Origin of the sequence: Tenacibaculum sp., assembly GCF_050290165.1 — a bacterium.
In the GTDB taxonomy this organism is placed as follows: domain Bacteria; phylum Bacteroidota; class Bacteroidia; order Flavobacteriales; family Flavobacteriaceae; genus Polaribacter.
The window spans coordinates 106,901-127,764 of record NZ_JBNKHD010000002.1; the positions used below are offsets into that span (position 1 = coordinate 106,901).

Annotated in this window: 18 protein-coding genes; 15 read left to right on the plus strand and 3 right to left on the minus strand. The window is 32.2% G+C overall.

Annotated elements, in window-relative coordinates; genetic code table 11:
• Both pepT and ACQY6M_RS02445 read right to left on the minus strand, forming a co-directional pair.
• Positions 1-1,239, minus strand: coding sequence for a peptidase T (gene pepT / locus ACQY6M_RS02440; RefSeq protein ID WP_428740225.1), 1,239 nt, complete (start codon positions 1,237-1,239; stop codon positions 1-3).
• A 70-nt stretch (positions 1,240-1,309) separates the two neighbouring features.
• Positions 1,310-2,383, minus strand: a complete 1,074-nt coding sequence (locus ACQY6M_RS02445) for a DUF3810 domain-containing protein (protein ID WP_428740226.1) — start codon at positions 2,381-2,383, stop codon at positions 1,310-1,312.
• Between the two features lie 128 nt (positions 2,384-2,511).
• Here ACQY6M_RS02445 and dnaB point away from each other — a divergent pair, with 128 nt between their 5' ends.
• The 6 genes from dnaB to bshA all read left to right on the plus strand — a co-directional run bounded on the left by dnaB (position 2,512) and on the right by bshA (position 10,219).
• Complete coding sequence (gene dnaB, locus ACQY6M_RS02450; RefSeq protein ID WP_428740227.1) at positions 2,512-4,026, plus strand: replicative DNA helicase; 1,515 nt, start codon at positions 2,512-2,514, stop codon at positions 4,024-4,026.
• A gap of 146 nt (positions 4,027-4,172) precedes the next feature.
• Complete coding sequence (locus tag ACQY6M_RS02455) at positions 4,173-5,357, plus strand: asparagine synthetase B (RefSeq protein ID WP_428740610.1); 1,185 nt, start codon at positions 4,173-4,175, stop codon at positions 5,355-5,357.
• Between the two features lie 331 nt (positions 5,358-5,688).
• Positions 5,689-6,735 (plus strand): hypothetical protein, encoded by a 1,047-nt coding sequence (locus ACQY6M_RS02460; protein ID WP_428740228.1) that lies wholly within the window; start codon positions 5,689-5,691, stop codon positions 6,733-6,735.
• An 83-nt stretch (positions 6,736-6,818) separates the two neighbouring features.
• On the plus strand, positions 6,819-7,727 hold the full coding sequence (locus ACQY6M_RS02465) for a hypothetical protein (RefSeq protein WP_428740229.1): 909 nt from the start codon (positions 6,819-6,821) through the stop codon (positions 7,725-7,727).
• 387 nt (positions 7,728-8,114) lie between these two features.
• Positions 8,115-8,960 (plus strand): transketolase, encoded by an 846-nt coding sequence (locus ACQY6M_RS02470; protein ID WP_428740230.1) that lies wholly within the window; start codon positions 8,115-8,117, stop codon positions 8,958-8,960.
• Positions 8,961-9,085: 125 nt separating this feature from the next.
• A complete protein-coding gene (bshA, locus tag ACQY6M_RS02475; protein ID WP_428740231.1) occupies positions 9,086-10,219 on the plus strand; it encodes an N-acetyl-alpha-D-glucosaminyl L-malate synthase BshA in 1,134 nt (377 codons plus the stop codon).
• Here the strand turns inward: bshA and aroB are convergent.
• On the minus strand, positions 10,216-11,274 hold the full coding sequence (gene aroB, locus ACQY6M_RS02480) for a 3-dehydroquinate synthase (protein ID WP_428740232.1): 1,059 nt from the start codon (positions 11,272-11,274) through the stop codon (positions 10,216-10,218). The two genes, bshA and aroB, sit on opposite strands and share 4 nt — an antisense overlap.
• A 103-nt stretch (positions 11,275-11,377) precedes the next feature.
• Between aroB and ACQY6M_RS02485 the strand changes: the two genes are divergently transcribed.
• The 9 genes from ACQY6M_RS02485 (at position 11,378) to hisA (ending at position 20,863) form a co-directional block, all read left to right on the plus strand.
• The gene (locus ACQY6M_RS02485; protein WP_428740233.1) at positions 11,378-12,541 is read left to right on the plus strand and encodes a proline dehydrogenase family protein; all 1,164 of its coding nucleotides are present in this window, start codon (positions 11,378-11,380) and stop codon (positions 12,539-12,541) included.
• Positions 12,541-12,852 carry an LETM1 domain-containing protein gene (locus ACQY6M_RS02490; protein ID WP_428740234.1) on the plus strand — a complete coding sequence of 104 codons (312 nt, stop codon included), beginning with the start codon at positions 12,541-12,543 and terminating at the stop codon, positions 12,850-12,852. Before ACQY6M_RS02485 ends, ACQY6M_RS02490 begins: the two co-directional genes overlap by 1 nt.
• A gap of 116 nt (positions 12,853-12,968) precedes the next feature.
• The gene (typA, locus tag ACQY6M_RS02495; RefSeq protein WP_428740235.1) at positions 12,969-14,738 is read left to right on the plus strand and encodes a translational GTPase TypA; all 1,770 of its coding nucleotides are present in this window, start codon (positions 12,969-12,971) and stop codon (positions 14,736-14,738) included.
• A gap of 304 nt (positions 14,739-15,042) precedes the next feature.
• Positions 15,043-15,900, plus strand: coding sequence for an ATP phosphoribosyltransferase (gene hisG, locus ACQY6M_RS02500; RefSeq protein WP_428740236.1), 858 nt, complete (start codon positions 15,043-15,045; stop codon positions 15,898-15,900).
• An 88-nt stretch (positions 15,901-15,988) separates the two neighbouring features.
• Positions 15,989-17,311, plus strand: coding sequence for a histidinol dehydrogenase (gene hisD / locus ACQY6M_RS02505; protein WP_428740237.1), 1,323 nt, complete (start codon positions 15,989-15,991; stop codon positions 17,309-17,311).
• Between the two features lie 22 nt (positions 17,312-17,333).
• Positions 17,334-18,398, plus strand: coding sequence for a histidinol-phosphate transaminase (gene hisC, locus ACQY6M_RS02510; RefSeq protein WP_428740238.1), 1,065 nt, complete (start codon positions 17,334-17,336; stop codon positions 18,396-18,398).
• An 11-nt stretch (positions 18,399-18,409) separates the two neighbouring features.
• On the plus strand, positions 18,410-19,543 hold the full coding sequence (gene hisB / locus ACQY6M_RS02515) for a bifunctional histidinol-phosphatase/imidazoleglycerol-phosphate dehydratase HisB (RefSeq protein ID WP_428740239.1): 1,134 nt from the start codon (positions 18,410-18,412) through the stop codon (positions 19,541-19,543).
• A 1-nt stretch (position 19,544) separates the two neighbouring features.
• Positions 19,545-20,126 carry an imidazole glycerol phosphate synthase subunit HisH gene (hisH, locus tag ACQY6M_RS02520; protein ID WP_428740240.1) on the plus strand — a complete coding sequence of 194 codons (582 nt, stop codon included), beginning with the start codon at positions 19,545-19,547 and terminating at the stop codon, positions 20,124-20,126.
• Between the two features lie 20 nt (positions 20,127-20,146).
• Complete coding sequence (gene hisA, locus ACQY6M_RS02525; protein WP_428740241.1) at positions 20,147-20,863, plus strand: 1-(5-phosphoribosyl)-5-[(5-phosphoribosylamino)methylideneamino]imidazole-4-carboxamide isomerase; 717 nt, start codon at positions 20,147-20,149, stop codon at positions 20,861-20,863.
• Position 20,864 lies beyond the last annotated feature (1 nt).

The following is a 20,864-nucleotide window of genomic DNA, read 5'->3' on the forward strand; positions in this document are numbered from 1 at the left end:
TTAGTTAAATTTTACGGCTACTTTTTGAGCTATACCTACAATTACTTCACTAGCTTTCATAATACTTTCTGCAGGGACATATTCATAACGTCCATGGAAGTTATGCCCTCCAGCAAAAATATTAGGACATGGTAAGCCTTTATAAGACAGTTGTGAACCATCTGTACCACCACGAATTGGTTTAATTAAAGGCGTAATTCCCATATCTTTCATTACTTCTTCAGCTATATCAACAATATGCATTACAGGAGTTACTTTTTCCTTCATATTAAAGTATTGGTCTTTAATATCAACAGAAACTAACTTTTGCCCATTTTTAGCATTTAAAACTTCAGCCAAATCTAACATCGCTTTTTTACGATTGTTGAATTGATCCATATCATGATCCCTAATGATGTAGTGTAAGGTAGTTTTTTCAACTTCACCTTCCATGTGGTGTAAGTGGAAGAAACCTTCGTAACCAGTAGTTTTTTCAGGAACTTCATCTTCTGGTAAAGCATTGATATACTCACTAGCGATTAACATTGAATTTATCATTTTTCCTTTAGCATATCCAGGGTGTACTATTTTACCATTAATGGTAACTTGAGCCCCAGCGGCATTAAAGTTTTCGTATTCTAACTCACCAATCTGACTTCCATCCATAGTATAAGCCCATTCTGCTCCAAACTTCTCAACATCAAACATATGAGCTCCTTTACCAACTTCTTCGTCTGGTGTAAAACAAATACGGATTTTTCCATGTTTAATTTCAGGATGCTGAATTAAATATTCCATTGCTGAAACAATTTCTGTAACTCCAGCTTTATCATCTGCACCTAATAAAGTAGTACCGTCAGTGGTGATGATAGTTTGTCCTTTATATTGTAATAAATCCTCAAAATAATCAGGAGATAAAACGATGTTTTCTTCTTTGTTTAATAAGATATCTTTACCGTCGTAGTTTTCGTGAACCTGAGGCTTAACATTAGCTCCTGTAAAATCAGGACTTGTGTCAATATGAGCAACAAAACCAATAGTTGGCACTTCGTAATCTAAGTTGCTTGGTAAGGTTGCCATTAAATAACAATTCTCATCTAATTCAACATCATCCATTCCTATTTCTTTCAATTCCTTTTCAAGAACTTTTGCTAAGTTCCATTGCTTTTCTGTACTAGGAAAAGCAGGGTTGTTAGGATCACTTTCAGTATCAATAGTTACATACTTAATAAATCGGTCGATTATATGTTGTTTGTTCATCGTAGTATTTTTAAAGCCTCAAAAATAGCCATTTCAATTGTATTTTATCAATGGAAAGACAATGAAATTTTTAGGAGTTTTTCTTTTTAAAATAAGCAATCAATAAATCGACAACATAACTATACGATTGTATTCCGTTTGACTGATTATTTGCTTTTAAATACGAGTTATATCCTTTTTTAAGATATGGTTCAATTGGGTTTTTAAATTGTTTCCAATGTAAATAACTTGCCTTATAATCCTTATAAATACCTTTATTTACTGTTTTAGCTATTTCCTTACCTAACTCTTTGTCTCTTCTGTAAACTTGGCCAATACAGTAATTATAAGCCATTCGATACCCTGAATATTTAAAATACAAATCATCATTAGCTATTGAAGCTAAGAATCCAACAAAATTAGCATCATTTTCAGCTGCCCAACCTATTTGATGTGCCATTTCATGACATGTTGTTGAAGGCAAACTGGTTTTAGGAATCATATAGTTCACTTGAGCTTCTCCTATTATAGGATTGAGGTAACCAGATGTTCCATTATAAGATTGAAATAAACTTACTATTGAACTTTTTATAGATGCTGTTTGATAATCTAATTGAGGAAAGGTTTTAGATAGCTTTTTGTAACCATTAGGAGCTAATTTGTAGATTTCTCTTGATGAATAAGGAATAACTAGTTGTATTGAATCATTTTTTGTAATTTGTAAATGGATTTTGTTCAACTCTTCAATAATCAATTTAGTGGTTGAAACTAATTCTTCCGTTGTGTATGACGCTTGTTCAAGGTCTAAATTTTTAGCTAAAGGTTCTCTAAAATAATTCAATCCCCAAAAAGCATAAAAACAAAAGTAAATAGCAGATAAAAAAGCTGTAAATTTAACTAACTTAGGAAGCGAGCCTTTAAATCTATTTTTTATCAGTTTGTATAAAGATTTGAAGAAGATAAATAGTAAAAATAGACCTAATACATCTCCAATAGAAAAAGGAATCCATCCAAAAATAAAACGAAAAAATCTGGAGATGTACGGATAAATACCATTACTATAATAATGTTCAATCCATTGAGGTCTTTGACTCAATAATTGCATTAAAATGACCTGAAAAGGCAACAATAAAGCAGCTAAAAAATATTTTTTTTGATGATGCATGCCTTCAAAAATAAGAAAGATATAACGTTATCAACAAGTTAATAACAACTTTGTTTACAAAATTTGTGCATAAAGAAATTTAGGGCTTACCACCGTAAATATCGTCTTAAAAATTTACATTTGCCATTATGGAAAGAACTCAGCCTCTCAAAGGAACAAAAATAGATAAAGCTAGAATTATCAGCTTAGAAAAAGGAAAACTACCTCCACAGGCTTTAGAGTTAGAAGAAGCCGTTTTAGGTGCTATGATGATTGATAAAAAGGGGATAGACGAGGTAATTGATATTTTGCATCCTGAAGCTTTTTATGATAAAAGGCATCAAGAGATTTATGATGCAATTTATACGCTTTTCCAGAATTCTGAACCAATTGATTTACTATCGGTATCTAACCAACTAAAAAAGAACGGAAAGTTAGATATTGCTGGGGGAGATTTTTATTTGATAGGTTTAACCCAAAAGGTAGCCTCTTCTGCCCATATTGAATTTCACTCTAGAATCATCTTAGAAAAATTCATTCAACGTAAGTTAATTACTATTTCCTCTGAAATTATTGAAAATGCCTATGACGAAACTGTAGATGTTTTTGATTTGTTAGATGATGCAGAAGGGAAGTTATTTGAAGTTACTCAAGGAAACCTAAAAAAGGGAGCCGAAAGAGCAGATTCACTTGTTCAACAATCGATTAATAAAATCCAAGAAATTTCTACGAAAGAAGGAATGAGTGGTTTGGCTACTGGTTTTACAAAACTAGATGCTTTAACTTCAGGATGGCAACCTTCCGATTTAATTATCATTGCAGCGCGTCCTGGTATGGGTAAAACTGCTTTCGTAATATCGATGGCAAAAAACATGGCAATTGATTTTAATCATGCTGTAGCTGTATTTTCATTAGAGATGTCATCTGTACAGTTAATAACCCGTATGATTTCTTCTGAGACAGGATTGACATCAGAAAAACTTCGTAAAGGAAACTTAGAGCCTCACGAATGGGAACAATTAAATGTAAAAGTTAAGAAACTTTCAGACGCTCCTATTTTTATTGATGATACACCTGCCTTATCTATATTCGATTTACGTGCAAAAGCACGTCGTTTGGTATCGCAACATGGAGTAAAAATATTAATTATTGACTATTTACAGTTAATGACAGCTGGAGGAGCAGGAGGTAACCGTGAACAAGAAATCTCTACCATTTCACGTAACTTAAAAGCACTAGGTAAAGAATTAAATATTCCTGTAATAGCACTATCACAGTTATCACGTTCGGTAGAGACTCGTGGAGGAAGTAAACGTCCGCTATTATCTGACCTTCGTGAATCTGGTGCGATTGAGCAAGATGCAGATATTGTATCTTTTATATTTAGACCAGAGTATTACGGTATGACAGAATGGGATGATGATGATCATTCACCATGTGAGGGGCAAGGAGAATTTATTGTTGCAAAACACCGTAATGGTGGATTGGATAATATTCGATTGAAGTTTACAGGACATTTAGCAAAATTCTCAGATTTAGAAGAAGGTTTTAGCAGCGAATTCCAATCTAGTATGAATTCAGGTTTTAATGATGAAGTATCGTCTAGTAATTTTGCTTCACCAGAAGACGCTTTTGGACCAAGTGACGATGATGTTCCGTTTTAATTTTTAAATAAAACTTAAAATATGATAGAATACACAATTGCTAACTAGTAATTGTGTATTTTAGTTTTTAAATGAGGCAATTTGCACACATATTAATATTACTCTTGTTTTCAAACTCGCTTTGGGCATCATTTATTTATGTACCAATGAGTCATGATAATCAGAAAAATCATTTAAAAGCTTATGGTATTGTGTATTATGCCTTACAAAATGGATTAAAAGCCAAATGGTTATTAAATTATGATGGAGGTGCTTTTTTAGTAGAAAATAATGAAGCTGTTGAAAAAGAATGTAAAATACGAGGTGTTTCCTATCAAATTATTTCAGACGCTAAATCAGCTTTAATTTTAGAAGAAATTTCGTCGCCTTCAAAAAATCAAGAAGCAGTCACCTTAGAAAAGGCGCCTAAAATAGCTGTGTATTCACCTAAAGACAAAATGCCTTGGGATGATGCCGTTACTATGGTATTAACCTACGCAGAAATCCCATTTGATGTAATATATGATGAAGAAGTACTCTATGATAAATTACTTTTGTATGAATGGTTACACTTACATCATGAGGATTTTACGGGACAGTACGGCCGTTTTTATGGAGCTTTTAGGACAGCCCCTTGGTATATTCAACAAAAGAAAGATGCAGAAGCCTTAGCTACTAAATTAGGGTATAGTAAAGTTTCTGAAGAGAAAAAAGAGGTTGCTAAAAAAATTCGCGATTATGTAATAGGTGGCGGATTTATGTTTGCTATGTGTTCTGCTACCGATAGTTTTGATATTGCCTTGGCTGCTGATGGAGTAGATATTTGTGAAAGTATGTTTGATGGCGATGCTTCTGAACCTAATTATCAATCAAAAATTAACTTCAATAAAACCTTTGCTTTTAAAAATTTTGAATTAGTTCGTAACCCAACAACGTATGAGTTTTCAACAATTGATATGACTCGAAAACGTCGAATTAATAAAGAAACAGATTATTTCTCTTTAAAAGAATTTTCGGCAAAGTGGGATCAGGTACCTACCATGCTAACACAAAATCACACTCTATTAGTGAAAGGTTTTATGGGGCAAACAACTGCATTTGATCCTAACACTATAAAATCAACTATTGTAGTTTTAGGTGAAAATAAAACAAACAAAGAAGCTCGATATATTCACGGAACCAAAGGGAAAGGAATGTTCACCTTTTACGGCGGTCATGATCCAGAAGATTATCAGCATAGAGTAGGTGACCCTAAAACAGAATTAGACCTACACCCAACATCTCCTGGTTATCGTTTGATTTTAAACAATGTATTGTTTCCTGCAGCTAAAAAGAAAAAGCAAAAAACGTAGTTTTAAGCCAGTTTAAAAAAGTAAAATACTGTTTTATAACTGCTTGTGTTAGCTTTATGTTAGCTTTTATACCTTTTAAAGAAACCTTAATATATTAATAACTTACGTTTAAGGTTTTTATAAAGAAGCGTGCCTGTTATTTATATAACTTAGTGAGAGTAAAACCAAAATTCATTTTTAATGTATTGATTGTTTTATGATTAGCGCGCAATTTCATATTTCATTCTTTAGTTTAATAGCTTGATCATCTATTGAATAATTTTTGGTTTTTAAGGCGCTTACCGAAAAGCCTAAAAAGAGTAGGTAAAACTAAACTTAAAACTAAAATATTATGGCAACAAATCTAGCAAAGCCATCTAATGGTACCTTGACTAAAGAGGTAGGAGAAGCAAATATGGTATCTTCAACTAACGGAATGTACAACACGCTTTGTCAATCATTAAACTTAAGTGATAAGAGTTTTCAAATGATACAAGGTGTATTACCTGTACAAAATTTAGCTCAAGAGCTATACAATTATTTTGATGGCATTCCCCCTAAATCTGTAGGAGTGTTGTACGAAGGAAACCCCTTAAATACATTAAGTGGTAATTACGCTACTATGCTAAGTAAAACAAAAGATCCAAATACTTTTTTGTATCAAATAGCATTTAACAACTATAAAAATCCTAATAACTGGATTGGTGGTAATATGGGAATCAATCCTATTTATACTCCTAGTTTAGAGCAATTAAATAGCTTAGTTGAAGCAGGTTCTACAGCAATAGTTTCTTTTGATTCAGCAACATCAAATAATAATATTGAGAATTCTTGGGCACAAAGTAATGGCTCTTCAGGAGTAGGATTCTGGGGAAAAAAAGAAAATAGTGTTTCAAAATCGTTGAATGAAAAAGCATCAGCAAGTAGAATTACTGTGAATATGAATTTTAACAAATATGCTTTTTTACCTGTTAGAGCAGGCGGGTGGTTTTTCTCAGGCTATTTTACAGATATGTATCAAAACCCTGATCAATTTCAAAATTCAGATGACTGGAATAATTTATTTGGTCCTTCTGGTTCTTTACAAAGAGTAACCAACCAAGCTTTACTAGTATCTGGTTATACAATTACAGTAAAATCATGGGCAACTTATAGCGAATCTGACTTTCAAGAAATTCAAAAAAGTACAGAAACTAATGTGTGGCCATTTTACACATCTGGATCTTCATCAAGAGCTAAATCAACTTATGAGCATAATGATGATAAATCGATTTCTGTAACAATTACATCTGCCCCAGGAGACTTGCAAATTTTAGGTATGGGAGTAATTCCAACTGATAGAGCAGTAACAGGAGGTAGTGACAATCACATTTTAAAAGCACCTTCAAGATTAATTTAATCTTATTGGTAAAAGAGCACATGGATTCCATGTGCTCTACTTTATCTTTTTTAAAATTGAATAATTAACTTAAAACTAAAGATATGAAGTCCCCCGAGAGTTATGATTATCTTGTATTTAATGGATTAGCTGAATTATTTAATGTGCAATTAAGTAATTTTACCTTTTACGCTAGCTTACCTAATTTACCAACAGATGAAACTGTTTTAGCAAAACTCCTTGACGTAATTCCTATAGGAGGCGAGTTTTTAGATGATTCTATTTCTGTAAATTATTTTAGTAAAATTTATGGATTAATTCTAGAAGCGCAGAAAGAAAAGCCTTTGTCAATTGAAATAGGTTTGAATAATTATAATAATGTGGCCAATTGGATTATACCTTATACAGTTCCAAAATATTCACCTAATCTAGACACAATTAAAGAAGCTATAGATAATTCTCAAAAATCAAAATTAGTTGCACAATCAAATAGGCAACCTATTAGTATACCTGTTTATCCTCAATTTCCAGAGTTGGTGGTAAATAATTCTATGTTGGAATTTAATAACCAAGTAGCCCAATCTACTGTTACAACAACTATAACCTTTAGTCAATCTACAAATCAAAGAATATCTTTTGGTAATTGGTTTTCATCAGCTGCTTTTTTATATGCTTATCAAACTCCAAGTAATTGGGATGACTCAATTATATCTTGGGAAGATGTATTTAATGATAACACAGGAATCTTAAAATATATAAATACCCATATCATTGCTGTTTCTGACATGAAAATAGAAATACAAATTTCTGGTAATTATAATGAAGAAAACATTACAATATTACAATCAATACCTGAACAGGTAATTTTTCCTTTCTATCAAAAAATAAATGCATCTAGTATTAATTATAGTTTAGAGTCAGATAAAAGTTTAAAAATAGAATTGATAGTTCCAAAGAATCAAGATTACATTTTCGGAATGCAATATGAAAGGATTAAGAATTTCCTTACGTAAAAAATAAAACTAATCATTTTCACTTTTAGAAATTGATTTTAATCAATAGATTCTGCTTCCAAAATAGTATTTTTTCATTTAAAACTAGGATTAAAAGATTAATTTAGGAATATCTAGTGTTTTTACAGAGTATTGTAATTAAGCGTCTTAGTATTTTTTATATCATGCTTTTTATAAAAACAGACTATAACTATTTGCTCGTGAAATAAAGATATCTGTTCTTTGAACCACATAATTAAAAGGGTTCAGGGACTATTCATTTAAGAAGGGGAAATTCACGAAAAAGAAAACTTAACTTACTACGAACCCTTTTTCTTTTTTAAGTAAAAAGTAATTGCTCATTTTTTTATAATCAATTACATTTGTGGGCATAAAACAAAAACAATAATGCCAACAACACAACAATTACAAGAATTTACACAACAAGTTCGTAGAGATATCGTTCGCATGGTACATGCAGTAAATTCAGGACACCCAGGAGGATCTTTAGGATGTGCTGAATTCTTTACATGTCTGTATCAAGAAATAATGGACTATTCTACTGAATTTACCATGAATGGTAAAAATGAAGATTTATTTTTCTTATCAAACGGACATATTTCACCAGTATATTACAGTGTATTAGCACATAGTGGATTTTTCCCTGTAGCTGAGTTGGCAACTTTTAGAAAGTTAGATTCTCGTTTACAAGGTCATCCAACAACTCATGAGCATTTACCAGGTATACGTATTGCTTCTGGATCGCTAGGTCAGGGGATGAGTGTTGCTATTGGAGCAGCTGAAGCTAAAAAATTAAACGGAGATGATAAAATTGTATATTCATTACATGGAGATGGTGAGTTACAAGAAGGTCAAGTTTGGGAAGCAGCAATGTATGCTGCTGCTAAAAAAGTTGACAACTTAATTTCTACGGTAGATTTAAACGAAAAACAAATTGATGGTTCTACTGACGAAGTTTTACCTATGGGAAGCTTAAAAGCAAAATTTGAAGCTTTTGGTTGGGATGTATTAGAAATTAAAGAAGGTAATAATGTTGAAGCTATTTTAAACGGAATGGCAGACGCTAAATCTCGTACAGGAAAAGGAAAACCAGTTTGTGTATTATTACATACAGAAATGGGGAATGGAGTAGATTACATGATGCATACACATGCATGGCATGGTAAAGCGCCTAACGATGAACAGTTAGAGGCTGCATTAGCTCAAAACCCTGAAACTTTAGGAGACTATTAATTTTCTCAGAATAAATACAATCCCGCTTAATAGCGGGATTTTTTTATGTTTTTATTCACAAAAAAACGTAAGTAATATCTTAAATTTACGTCAGTAACTATAGTAAAAATTATTAAACGATAAATATGAGAATAGGAATTGTATGTTATCCAACCTTTGGTGGAAGTGGAGTTGTAGCAACTGAACTAGGAATGGCACTTGCTGATAAAGGCCATGAAGTACACTTTATAACTTACAATCAACCTGTTCGATTAGACTTTTTCTCTCACAGATTACATTTTCATGAAGTTGTTTTAGAAGAATATCCCTTATTTCAATACCAGCCATATGAATTAGCTTTGTCAAGTAAAATGGTAGAGGTAGTAGAAAAGTATGAGCTTGAAGTATTGCATGTTCATTATGCTATTCCACATGCTTATGCTGCTTATATGGCAAAAAAAATGCTGGAAGATAAGGGAATCAATATAAAAGTAGTAACAACATTGCATGGTACAGATATTACATTAGTAGGAAGCCATCCAACCTATAAAACTGCTGTAGAATTTAGTATCAATAAATCAGATGAAGTTACTGCGGTTTCTAATAGTTTAAAAAAAGACACGCTTCGTTTATTCAATATTGAGAAAGATATAAAAGTAGTCTATAATTTTATTGACGGAAAAAAGTACGATAAAGCTTCACAAACTGAATGTAAACGTATTGCACTGGCACAACCTTACGAGCGAATTTTAACGCATATCAGTAATTTTCGCCCAGTAAAACGTACCAATGACGTTATCAAAATATTTAATAAAGTTCAAAAGGAAATACCTTCTAAATTGTTAATGGTAGGTGATGGACCAGAGCGTTTAAAAGCGGAGATTTTAGCAAAAGAATTACAAATAGAAGACAAAGTATTATTTATGGGAAATAGTACTGAGGTAGCCAAAATTTTGTGTTATACTGATGTTTTTATATTGCCTTCTGAAACAGAAAGTTTCGGATTAGCTGCACTTGAAGCCATGGCAGCAAGCACTCCAGTTATTTCTACAAATACAGGAGGATTACCTGAAGTAAATATACAAGGAGTTACAGGTTTTTTAAGTGAATTAGGTGATATTGATGATATGGCTAATAATGCTATTACTATCTTAAAGGATGATGCTATTTTGAATCAGTTCAAAGAAAATGCAAAAGAACACATCAAATCTTTCTCATTAGAGAATATTTTACCCGTATATGAAGAAATTTACAAAAGCTGTTATGTAAAGGCTTTTTAAGAATTATAAAAAGCCAAGCTTTCTTGAATTAAATCTTCAGAAGCTTTGCAATTAATTTTGAAGTCTTCATAATCATTTAGAAGAACAAAATTAATTTCTCCACCTACATTCTTTTTATCATGCTTCATTAACGCTATAATAGGTTGTACATCATCTTCTGTTATGGTTACTTTACCATAAATATTAATAATTGCTTCTTTTATTTCTGATACTTTCTCCTTCGGAAAATCTAAAATTTCAGATGATAAATAGGCTTCACATACCATTCCTATAGCAATAGCCTCTCCATGAGTTATAGCTTCTTTTTCAGGGTTTTCTAAAAAATACGATTCCACACCATGTCCAATAGTATGCCCCCAATTCAATACCTTTCTTACACCTTGTTCTTTAGGGTCTTCTAAAACAACTTTATTTTTTATTTCAATTGAACGGTGAATTAAATCTACAATATTTACCTGATCATTGTCTTTAATTTCATTGAAAAGTCGAATGTCGTGTGTCATTCCATACTTAATAATTTCAGCGGTACCTGAACGAATTTCACGAGCAGAAACTGTATGTAAGTATTCAGAATCAATAATAATCATCTCAGGATTTGCAAAAACTCCTATTTGGTTTTTTAATACTCCTAAATCAACGCCTGTTTTTCCTCCAACAGAAGCATCAACCATACTTAATAGCGTGGTAGGAATATTTATAAAATCAATTCCTCTTTTAAAAGTTGAGGCAACAAAGCCACCTAAATCAGTAATAACTCCACCACCTAAGGTAATTAACAAGCTTTTTCTATCAGCTCCTAATTCAGTCATTACATTCCAAACCCCCATACAAGTTTCAATGTTCTTATGAATTTCACCAGCTTCAATTTGAATCACCTCAATAGGTTTATCTGTAGCAAATAATTGCATAAATCGAGGGTAACAGTGTTCTAAAGTATTATCATCAACTAAAATAAATACTGATGAATATTTTTTTTCAGAAACTAAAGAAGTTAACTCTTTATAAGCTTTTTCATCAAAATGAATTGGATATGTTGCTGCGTTAATTGTAGTCATTGTAAACAAAAAATATAAGGCGAAATTAAATAGAAAAAATTAAAATATATCACTCTACTCATTTATATTTGTCAATAAATAAGATATTAATATTACCTCGATAATGAGACTTTTTGACAACACCGAAACTGCTTTCAAATTAAAATCCGATTCAGAGTTAGAACGTGCCTATTTTTTATTTAAAATGATTCAAAGCCAGCCAATGGTACGTATTGGTACTGCGGTAACTAACTTTGCGCTGAAAGCTCATTTACCAGTTGAAGGTTTAATCCGCTCAACGGTTTTCGACCATTTTTGTGGAGGAGTTACGGAAGATGATTGTTTACCTAACATCGAAAAGATGTATGAAAAAGGGAACGTTCATAGCATTTTAGATTATTCTGTAGAAGGAAAAGAAGATGAAGCTCAGTTTGATGATGCTTTAAAAATGACCTTAAAAACGATTGATTTTGCTGAAGAAAAAGCAGCAATACCTTATGCTGTTTTTAAACCTACTGGGTTTGGTCGTTTTGCCTTATATCAAAAATTAACTGAAGGAAAAGAATTAACTTCTGAAGAACAAGTAGAGTGGAATAGAGTGGTAGAACGTTTTCATACGGTATGTAAAGCTGCTGTAGCGAAAGATGTACCTTTACTAATAGATGCAGAAGAAAGTTGGATGCAAGATGCAGCAGATGATTTAATTGAAGAATTGATGGAAACTTACAACAAAGAAAAAGCCATCGTTTTCAATACTTTGCAAATGTATCGACACGATCGTATGGAATACCTACGAAACTTACACCAAAAAGCACATCAAAAAGGATATCATATAGGAATGAAAGTGGTTCGTGGTGCGTATATGGAAAAAGAAAGAGAAAGAGCCAATGAAAAAGGGTATGAATCTCCAATTTGTGTAGATAAACAAGCTACGGATGATAATTATAACGAAGCTGTTCGTTATATGATGGATCATAAAAACATGGCGATTTTTGCAGGAACTCACAACGAAGAAAGTTCATACTTATTAATGGACTTGGCTAAAGAACATAATATAGCAGCAGATGACAAGCGTATGTGGTTTGGACAGTTATACGGTATGAGTGATCATATTAGCTTTAACTTAGCCAAAGAAGGATATAATGTGGCTAAATATGTGCCTTTTGGTCCTGTACGTGATGTGATGCCTTATTTAATTCGTAGAGCAGAAGAAAACACTTCAGTAGCAGGTCAAACTTCTAGAGAATTAAATTTATTAAAAACAGAAAGAACACGTCGCAAACTTTAATGAGTACTACAGTCGATGAAATAAAAGAAGCTATTCAAAAAAACAAAAAAAGATTAGCCAAAGAACTTCAAGAAAGTAAAGAATTAGTTTTCTTGATAAAAAAATCATTGACTACAAGTTTATCTGACGAAGAAAAGGCAAAAGTAAAAGAACAGACGCTTGATATTTGTAAAGCAATACCTGCTTTTACAATATTTATGTTACCTGGAGGAGCTTTACTTTTGCCTTTACTTATCAAATTAATTCCAGATATTTTACCTAGTGCTTTCAAAGCTGATGATGAAGAGTTAGATACTAATAAACAAGAGTAATATAATTCTTAACATCAATAAATTACCCTTTTAAACACGAATTCAAAAAACGAAATTGAAAATTTGTAATTCGTAAGCAATAAAACACTACTTTTGCAGCTTCAAAATAAGCACGAATGCAATCAATAAGAAACATTGCTATTATAGCACACGTTGACCACGGGAAGACAACCTTGGTTGATAAAATTATAGATCAAGCTAAAATTTTAGACGAGCGTAAAGAACGTACAGATTTATTGCTAGATAACAACGACTTAGAACGTGAAAGAGGAATTACAATTCTTTCAAAAAACGTATCGGTAAATTACAAAGATGTAAAAATCAATGTAATTGATACTCCTGGTCACGCCGACTTTGGTGGAGAAGTAGAACGTGTATTAAAAATGGCAGATGGGGTTTTATTATTGGTTGATGCTTTTGAAGGACCAATGCCACAAACACGTTTTGTACTAGGAAAAGCTATTGAGTTAGGGTTAACTCCTATCGTAGTAGTAAACAAGGTTGATAAAGAGAACTGTACTCCAGATTTAGTACACGAAAAAGTATTCGATTTAATGTTTGCTTTAGAAGCTACTGAAGAGCAATTAGACTTTACTACTATTTATGGTTCAGCTAAAAATGGATGGATGAGTACTGATTGGCAAGAGCCAAAAGAAGACATCATCGATTTATTAGATGCTGTAATTGAAACAATTCCAGAAGCTCCATATCGTGAAGGATCACCTCAAATGCAAATCACTTCGTTAGATTATTCTTCTTTTAAAGGAAGAATTGCGATTGGACGTGTATATCGTGGAGATTTAGAGAAAAATAAAGATTACATGCTTTGTAAGGCAGATGGAACTACTCAAAAAGTACGTATTAAAGAATTACACGTATTTGAAGGTATGGGTAAGGCTGAAGCTGAAAAAGTACGTAGTGGTGATATTTGTGCTGTAACTGGTCTTGACGATTTTGAAATTGGTGATACTATTGCCGATTTAGACAATCCAGAAGCATTACCAAGAATTGAGGTAGATCAACCTACAATGAGTATGTTATTTACCATTAACAACTCTCCATTCTTTGGAAAAGAAGGTAAGTATGTGACTTCTCGTCACTTGCGTGATCGTTTGTTTAAAGAGATGGAGAAAAACTTAGCGTTACGTGTTGATGAAACTGATACCGAAGATAAATTCAACGTTTTTGGACGCGGAGTATTACACTTATCAGTTTTAATTGAAACAATGCGTCGTGAAGGTTATGAATTACAAGTTGGTCGTCCACAAGTAATTTTAAAAGATATTGACGGAGTTAAATGTGAACCATACGAAACATTATCTATTGATGTTCCTGAAGATGTAGCTTCAAAAGCTATTAACTTAGTTTCTTTAAGAAAAGGAGACTTATTAGTAATGGAGCCAAAAGGTGACTTACAACACTTAGAATTTACAATTCCATCTAGAGGATTAATTGGTTTACGTAATAAAATATTAACAGCTACAGCTGGTCAAGCAATCATTAACCACAGATTTAGCGAATATGGTCCATATAAAGGTGAGTTTGCTGAAGAATTAAAAGGAGCTATTGTTTCTTCTGAAACAGGAAAAGCTACTGCTTATGCTATTGACCGTCTACAAGATAGAGGACGTTTCTTTATCGATCCTAACCAAGAGATTTACAAAGGTCAGGTTGTTGGTGAAAATGCAAAAGCTGATGATATGGCTGTAAACTTAATCAAAGGAAAGAAGTTAACTAACGTACGTTCTTCAGGTAATGATGATAGTGTTAAAATTGCTCCAAAAATCGATTTTTCTTTAGAAGAGTGTATGGAGTATATCAGAGCTGATGAGTATTTAGAAGTAACACCTGAAAGTTTACGTATGCGTAAAATAGATTTCAGATAGAATTTTAAGAATATATACATTAAAAACTACCCAAAAGGGTAGTTTTTGTTTTTTTACAAAAAAAGTTTGCATAATTAAAAATAAATAACCAATCTTTGTAACAACAAAACAAAAGACATGAATTTTATTCAATTACATCATCATCATTTTCATACTTGCACTCAAGCGAGCTGAAAATGTATTGAATAAATTCAAGATATATTTTAAACCCGTTTGAGTAAATCAAACGGTTTTTTTATTTCCTAAGGCGCCAGGAACTATCTTCTCGAAACGATTTACTCAAACCCATTCAAAAAAAAACAACATGAGTAAATTAAAAATAGCCATACAAAAATCAGGAAGACTTAATCAAGATTCCTTACAAATACTAAAAGATTGTGGTATTTCTATCGACAATGGAAAAGATCAACTAAAAGCATCAGCTAGTAATTTCCCTCTAGAGGTGTTTTACTTAAGAAATGGAGATATCCCTCAATATTTAAAAGATGGTGTTGTAGATATTGCCATCATTGGAGAAAATTTATTGATTGAAAAAGGTAATGAAATTCAATTTATAGAAAAACTAGGGTTTTCAAAATGCAAAGTTTCTTTAGCTGTTCCAAAAGGAGAAACCTATAACGGAATTAGTTATTTTCAGAATAAAAAAATTGCAACGTCTTATCCTAACACAGTTCAAAGCTTTCTAGATAAAAATAATATTCAAGCACAATTGCACATTATTAATGGATCTGTTGAAATAGCTCCAAATATTGGACTAGCAGATGGGATTTGTGATATTGTTTCAAGTGGCTCAACACTCTTCAAAAATAATTTAAAAGAAGTAGAAGTTCTATTGACTTCGGAAGCAGTATTGGCAGTTTCTCCTGAAATTGAATATAAACAACAAGAAATTCTAGACAAGTTACAATTCAGAATTCAATCTGTTTTAAAAGGAAGACAGTCAAGATATGTATTGTTAAATGCTCCGAATGAAAAACTGGAAAAAATCATTAATATTTTACCAGGAATGCGTAGTCCTACTGTATTACCATTAGCTCAAGAAGGTTGGAGTTCGGTACACTCTGTATTGAATAAAAATGAGTTTTGGGAAATCATAGATGAGTTAAAAAATAATGGAGCAGAAGGTATTTTGGTGTGTCCTATAGAAAAAATGGTTGTTTAATCGCAGGGCGATAGCCAAGGAGTTAATTTCTCGTACCTAAGTAGAATACAGTCAAGGCATGACAGTTAAAAACAATAAAAATAAACAGATGAAAATTATAAATAATCCATCAATACAAACTTGGAGTTCTTTGTGCAAAAGAGCTGTTATTAATGAAACTAGTTTGAAAGAAACCGTACAAACCATCTTAAACGATGTAAAAAACAACAAGGACAAAGCATTAACAAAATATACTCAGTTATTAGAGAATGTTTCTTTAAACTCTTTTAAAGTTACAGAAGAAGAAATAACAGAAGCTAAAAAATTGGTTTCAGAAGAATTACAACAAGCCATTCAATTAGCCAAAAGTAATATTGAAACATTTCACAATTCACAAAAAGAAACTCCTAAAAAAATAACCACAACAAATGGGGTTACTTGTTGGAGAAAAAATGTAGCCATAGAAAAGGTTGGTTTATATATTCCAGGAGGTTCAGCTCCTTTGTTTTCAACTATTTTAATGTTAGGGATTCCCGCAAAAATAGCTGGATGCAAAGAGATTATTTTATGTACACCACCTAACAAAGAAGGAGCCATTAATCCTGCTATTTTATACACGGCTTCTTTAGTAGGAATCACTCAAATTTTTAAAGCTGGTGGAGCTCAGGCAATAGGTGCTATGGCATACGGAACAGAAACAATTCCAAATGTATATAAAATTTTGGGTCCAGGGAATCAATTTGTTACAAAAGCAAAAGAATTAGTGCAACAACAAGGTGTAGCTATTGACATGCCTGCAGGTCCTAGTGAAGTATTGGTTATTGCAGATGAAACATCAAATCCAGTCTTTGTTGCTGCCGATTTATTATCGCAAGCAGAACACGGTGCCGATAGTCAAGCAATATTAGTTACGACTTCTGATAAAGTTGCTCAAAATGTAACAGCAGAAGTCAACAAGCAATTAGAAGAATTACCAAGAAAAGAATTGGCTAAAAAGGCTATAGAAAACAGTTTCACAGTTATTTTAAATTCTTCTGAAGAATGTATCCAATTTAGTAATGAATATGCTCCTGAACACTTAATTATTGCTTCTGAGAAAGCTTCTGAATATATCGAAGGAATTGTAAATGCAGGTTCAGTATTCTTAGGGAACTACAGCTGTGAAAGTGCTGGTGATTACGCTAGTGGTACCAATCACACCTTGCCAACCAATGGCTATGCAAAAAACTATAGCGGAGTTTCGTTAGACAGTTTTGTAAAAAAAATCACTTTTCAAGAAGTAACTAAAGAAGGAATTACTGCTATAGGCAAATCGATTGAGTTAATGGCAGCGGCAGAAGGCTTACAAGCGCACAAAAATGCAATTACAGTAAGATTAAAAGAGTTAAATAACTTAGAGTCATTTCGAACGAATGTGAGAAATCTTAATTAAGGAAACCTCAAAATAATTAACGATGAATGAATTCAATTTAAACAAAATCATACGTCCTAATATTCAGAAGCTAAAGGCTTATTCTTCTGCTAGGGATGAATTTAAAGGAGAGGCAGAAGTGTATTTGGATGCAAACGAAAATCCATATGGGACTTTAAATCGTTATCCAGATCCACAGCAAATAGAAATTAAAGAGCGATTATCAGAAATTAAGGGTGTTGATAAAAATCAAATTTTTATAGGAAACGGAAGTGATGAAATTATCGATTTAGCATTTCGTATTTTTTGTGAGCCAGGAAAAGATAAAGCGTTAACTTTTATTCCTTCATATGGAATGTATAGTGTTTCTGCGGCCATTAACGATGTATCGTTAATAGAATTACCTTTAACTGTAGACTTTCAGATTGATATAAATAGTCTAGAAACGTATTTAGATGATGAAAACTTAAAGTTAATCTTCATTTGTTCACCTAACAATCCAACAGGTAACTGTTTTGAAGATAAAGTTATACAGTACATTCTTAGTGAATTTAAAGGAATTGTAATTATTGATGAAGCCTATATTGATTTCAGTACGAAGGATTCTTATATATCATTGCTTAATGATTATCCAAATTTAATCATTAGTCAAACATTTAGTAAAGCTTGGGGCTTAGCTGGAGTTAGAGTTGGAGTAGCTTATGCAAATTCAACGATTATAGATATATACAATAAGGTCAAACCTCCTTATAATATCAGCACTTTAAATCAAGGAGCAATACTTAATAAACTAGATAATTTAGCACAGTTTGAAATAGAGAAAAACATTATTATAGATCAAAAAGAGAAACTGGAAAAACAGTTACAAGAAATTGAACTGGTAAAAAAAATATACCCATCTGAAGCAAACTTTCTTTTGATTGAAGTATCAAATGCTAATGAAGTGTATAATCAACTTGTAAACCAGAAGATTATCACAAGAAATAGAAGTAACTTAGTAAACAATTGTTTACGAATTAGTATAGGTAGTGAAATAGAGAATAAAAGGTTGTTAAGAGCTTTGCAATTTATAGATGTTGCTTCGAGCAATGTTGAGAGCTCTTTTTAAAATTAAAAAAAATGAAAAAAGTATTATTTATAGATAGAGATGGAACCCTAATCAAAGAGCCTACAGATGAGCAAGTAGATTCTTTTGAAAAATTAGAGTTTTACCCAAAAGTTTTTCAAGGTTTAGGAAAAATAGCAAAAGAACTAGATTTTGAACTGATTTTAGTAACCAATCAAGATGGACTGGGAACGGAAGTGTATCCAGAAAACACCTTTTGGCCAGTACACAATTTTGTCATGAAGACATTTAAGGATGAGGGAATTGTATTTACTGAAGAAATTATTGATAGAACCTTTGCTAAAGAAAATCAACCTACCAGAAAGCCCAATACAGGTTTGTTAACCAACTATTTTTCTGACGAATATGATTTACAAAATTCTTTTGTAATTGGAGATCGATTGACCGATGTTGAATTGGCTAAAAATCTAGGAAGCAAAGCTATTTATATCAATGATGAGACCTATTTAGGCTCTGATGAAATCACCATAAAAAGAACAGAATTAGATCAATATATTGCTTTAGAAAGCAATGATTGGAATGCTATTTATGAGTTTTTAAAATTAGAAGAACGTTCAGCATCTATTGAACGAAATACGAATGAAACTCAGATTAAAATTGATTTAAATTTAGATGGAACGGGGAAAAGCACGATAGATACTGGTATTGCTTTTTTTGATCATATGCTAGATCAAATAGCGCGTCATGGTCAAATGGATTTGAATATCCAAGTAACAGGTGATTTAGAAGTAGATGAACATCATACCATTGAAGATACAGCGATTGCTTTAGGAGAAGTATTTAACAAAGCTCTTGGTAATAAATTGGGTATTGAACGTTACGGATTTTGTTTGCCTATGGATGATTGCTTAGCACAGGTAGCTATTGATTTTGGAGGAAGAAACTGGTTAGTTTGGGAGGCTGAATTTAAAAGAGAAATGATAGGAAAAATGCCAACAGAAATGTTTTTTCACTTTTTTAAATCGTTTACCGATGGTGCTAAGTGTAATTTGAATATCAAAGCAGAAGGAACAAACGAACATCACAAAATAGAAGCCATATTTAAAGCTTTTGCCAAAGCTATAAAAGTAGCGGTAAAAAGAGATGCTGATAAGATGATTTTACCATCAACAAAAGGAGTTTTATAAAATGATAGCCATTATAAAATACAATGCAGGTAATATCCGATCGGTACAAAATGCGGTAAATCGTTTAGGATATGAAAGTATTATTACTGATAATCCAACTAAAATTAAGACAGCTAGTAAAGTAATATTTCCTGGAGTAGGAGAAGCTAGTTCTGCTATGGAATATTTGAAAGAGCGAAAATTGGATGAACTGATAGTTTCTTTAAAGCAACCTGTTCTGGGAATTTGTTTGGGCTTACAGTTGATGTGTACATCTTCTGAAGAAGGAAACACTACCTGTTTAGGAATTTTTGATACACAAACGAAGCAATTCCCTCCAAAAGATAAAGTACCACACATGGGATGGAATAACTTTTCAGAACTAAAATCTTCTGAAATACTTAAAGATGTAAAATTAGAAGGTGATGTGTATTATGTTCATGGTTATTATGCAGAACCTTGTGAAAACACTTTGGCTATTTGTAATTATATCGTTCCTTTTAGTTCTATTATACAGAAAGATAATTTTTACGCTATGCAATTTCATCCAGAGAAATCAGCAGATGTAGGAGAACAATTATTAAAAAACTTCTTAGAGCTATAAGTAAATTTAAAATTGAAAAAATGAGAATTATACCAGCAATAGATATTATAGAAGGAAAATGTGTTCGGTTGACTAAAGGAGACTATGCAACACAAAAAATATACAATGAAAACCCGTTAGAAGTAGCAAAAGAGTTTGAAGCTAATGGAATACAATACTTGCATTTAGTTGATTTAGATGGTGCAAAATCGAATCGTATTATAAATCACAAAGTATTAGAACAAATAGCTACTAAAACAAATCTAAAAATCGATTTTGGAGGTGGTTTAAAATCAAAAGACGATGCACGTATTGCTTTTGACAGTGGAGCTAACCAAATAACAGGAGGAAGTATCGCTGTTAAGAATCCTGAAATTTTCATGGAGTGGATTACCCTATATGGACGTAATAAAATTATCCTTGGAGCCGATTGTAAAGATAGAAAGATAGCTACTCACGGTTGGTTAGAGACTACAGAAATAGATGTTGTAGATTTTATCAAACAATACGAGTTAAAATCGGTAACAAACTGTATATGCACTGACGTAGCCAAAGATGGAATGTTGCAAGGAGCTTCTGTAGATTTATACTTAGACATCTTAAGTAAAACTGCGATCAACTTAATTGCAAGTGGAGGCGTTTCTAGTACTAGTGATTTGCTTCGATTAAAAGAAATAGGCTGCGAAGGTACTATTGTAGGCAAAGCTATCTACGAAGGGAATATCAGTTTAAAAGAGTTACAACAATTTGTAAGCTAAA

Bases quoted from the DNA above. Each gene is read 5' to 3' on its own strand.
- pepT (WP_428740225.1), bottom strand. From the start codon at position 1,239: ATGAACAAACAACATATAATCGACCGATTTATTAAGTATGTAACTATT.
- ACQY6M_RS02470 (WP_428740230.1), top strand. From the start codon at position 8,115: ATGCCAACAACACAACAATTACAAGAATTTACACAACAAGTTCGTAGA.
- hisC (WP_428740238.1), top strand. From the start codon at position 17,334: ATGAATGAATTCAATTTAAACAAAATCATACGTCCTAATATTCAGAAG.
- ACQY6M_RS02455 (WP_428740610.1), top strand. From the start codon at position 4,173: ATGAGTCATGATAATCAGAAAAATCATTTAAAAGCTTATGGTATTGTG.
- ACQY6M_RS02460 (WP_428740228.1), top strand. From the start codon at position 5,689: ATGGCAACAAATCTAGCAAAGCCATCTAATGGTACCTTGACTAAAGAG.
- hisB (WP_428740239.1), top strand. From the start codon at position 18,410: ATGAAAAAAGTATTATTTATAGATAGAGATGGAACCCTAATCAAAGAG.
- ACQY6M_RS02445 (WP_428740226.1), bottom strand. From the start codon at position 2,383: ATGCATCATCAAAAAAAATATTTTTTAGCTGCTTTATTGTTGCCTTTT.
- hisH (WP_428740240.1), top strand. From the start codon at position 19,545: ATGATAGCCATTATAAAATACAATGCAGGTAATATCCGATCGGTACAA.
- aroB (WP_428740232.1), bottom strand. From the start codon at position 11,274: ATGACTACAATTAACGCAGCAACATATCCAATTCATTTTGATGAAAAA.
- hisD (WP_428740237.1), top strand. From the start codon at position 15,989: ATGAAAATTATAAATAATCCATCAATACAAACTTGGAGTTCTTTGTGC.
- typA (WP_428740235.1), top strand. From the start codon at position 12,969: ATGCAATCAATAAGAAACATTGCTATTATAGCACACGTTGACCACGGG.
- ACQY6M_RS02485 (WP_428740233.1), top strand. From the start codon at position 11,378: ATGAGACTTTTTGACAACACCGAAACTGCTTTCAAATTAAAATCCGAT.
- dnaB (WP_428740227.1), top strand. From the start codon at position 2,512: ATGGAAAGAACTCAGCCTCTCAAAGGAACAAAAATAGATAAAGCTAGA.
- bshA (WP_428740231.1), top strand. From the start codon at position 9,086: ATGAGAATAGGAATTGTATGTTATCCAACCTTTGGTGGAAGTGGAGTT.
- hisG (WP_428740236.1), top strand. From the start codon at position 15,043: ATGAGTAAATTAAAAATAGCCATACAAAAATCAGGAAGACTTAATCAA.
- ACQY6M_RS02490 (WP_428740234.1), top strand. From the start codon at position 12,541: ATGAGTACTACAGTCGATGAAATAAAAGAAGCTATTCAAAAAAACAAA.
- ACQY6M_RS02465 (WP_428740229.1), top strand. From the start codon at position 6,819: ATGAAGTCCCCCGAGAGTTATGATTATCTTGTATTTAATGGATTAGCT.
- hisA (WP_428740241.1), top strand. From the start codon at position 20,147: ATGAGAATTATACCAGCAATAGATATTATAGAAGGAAAATGTGTTCGG.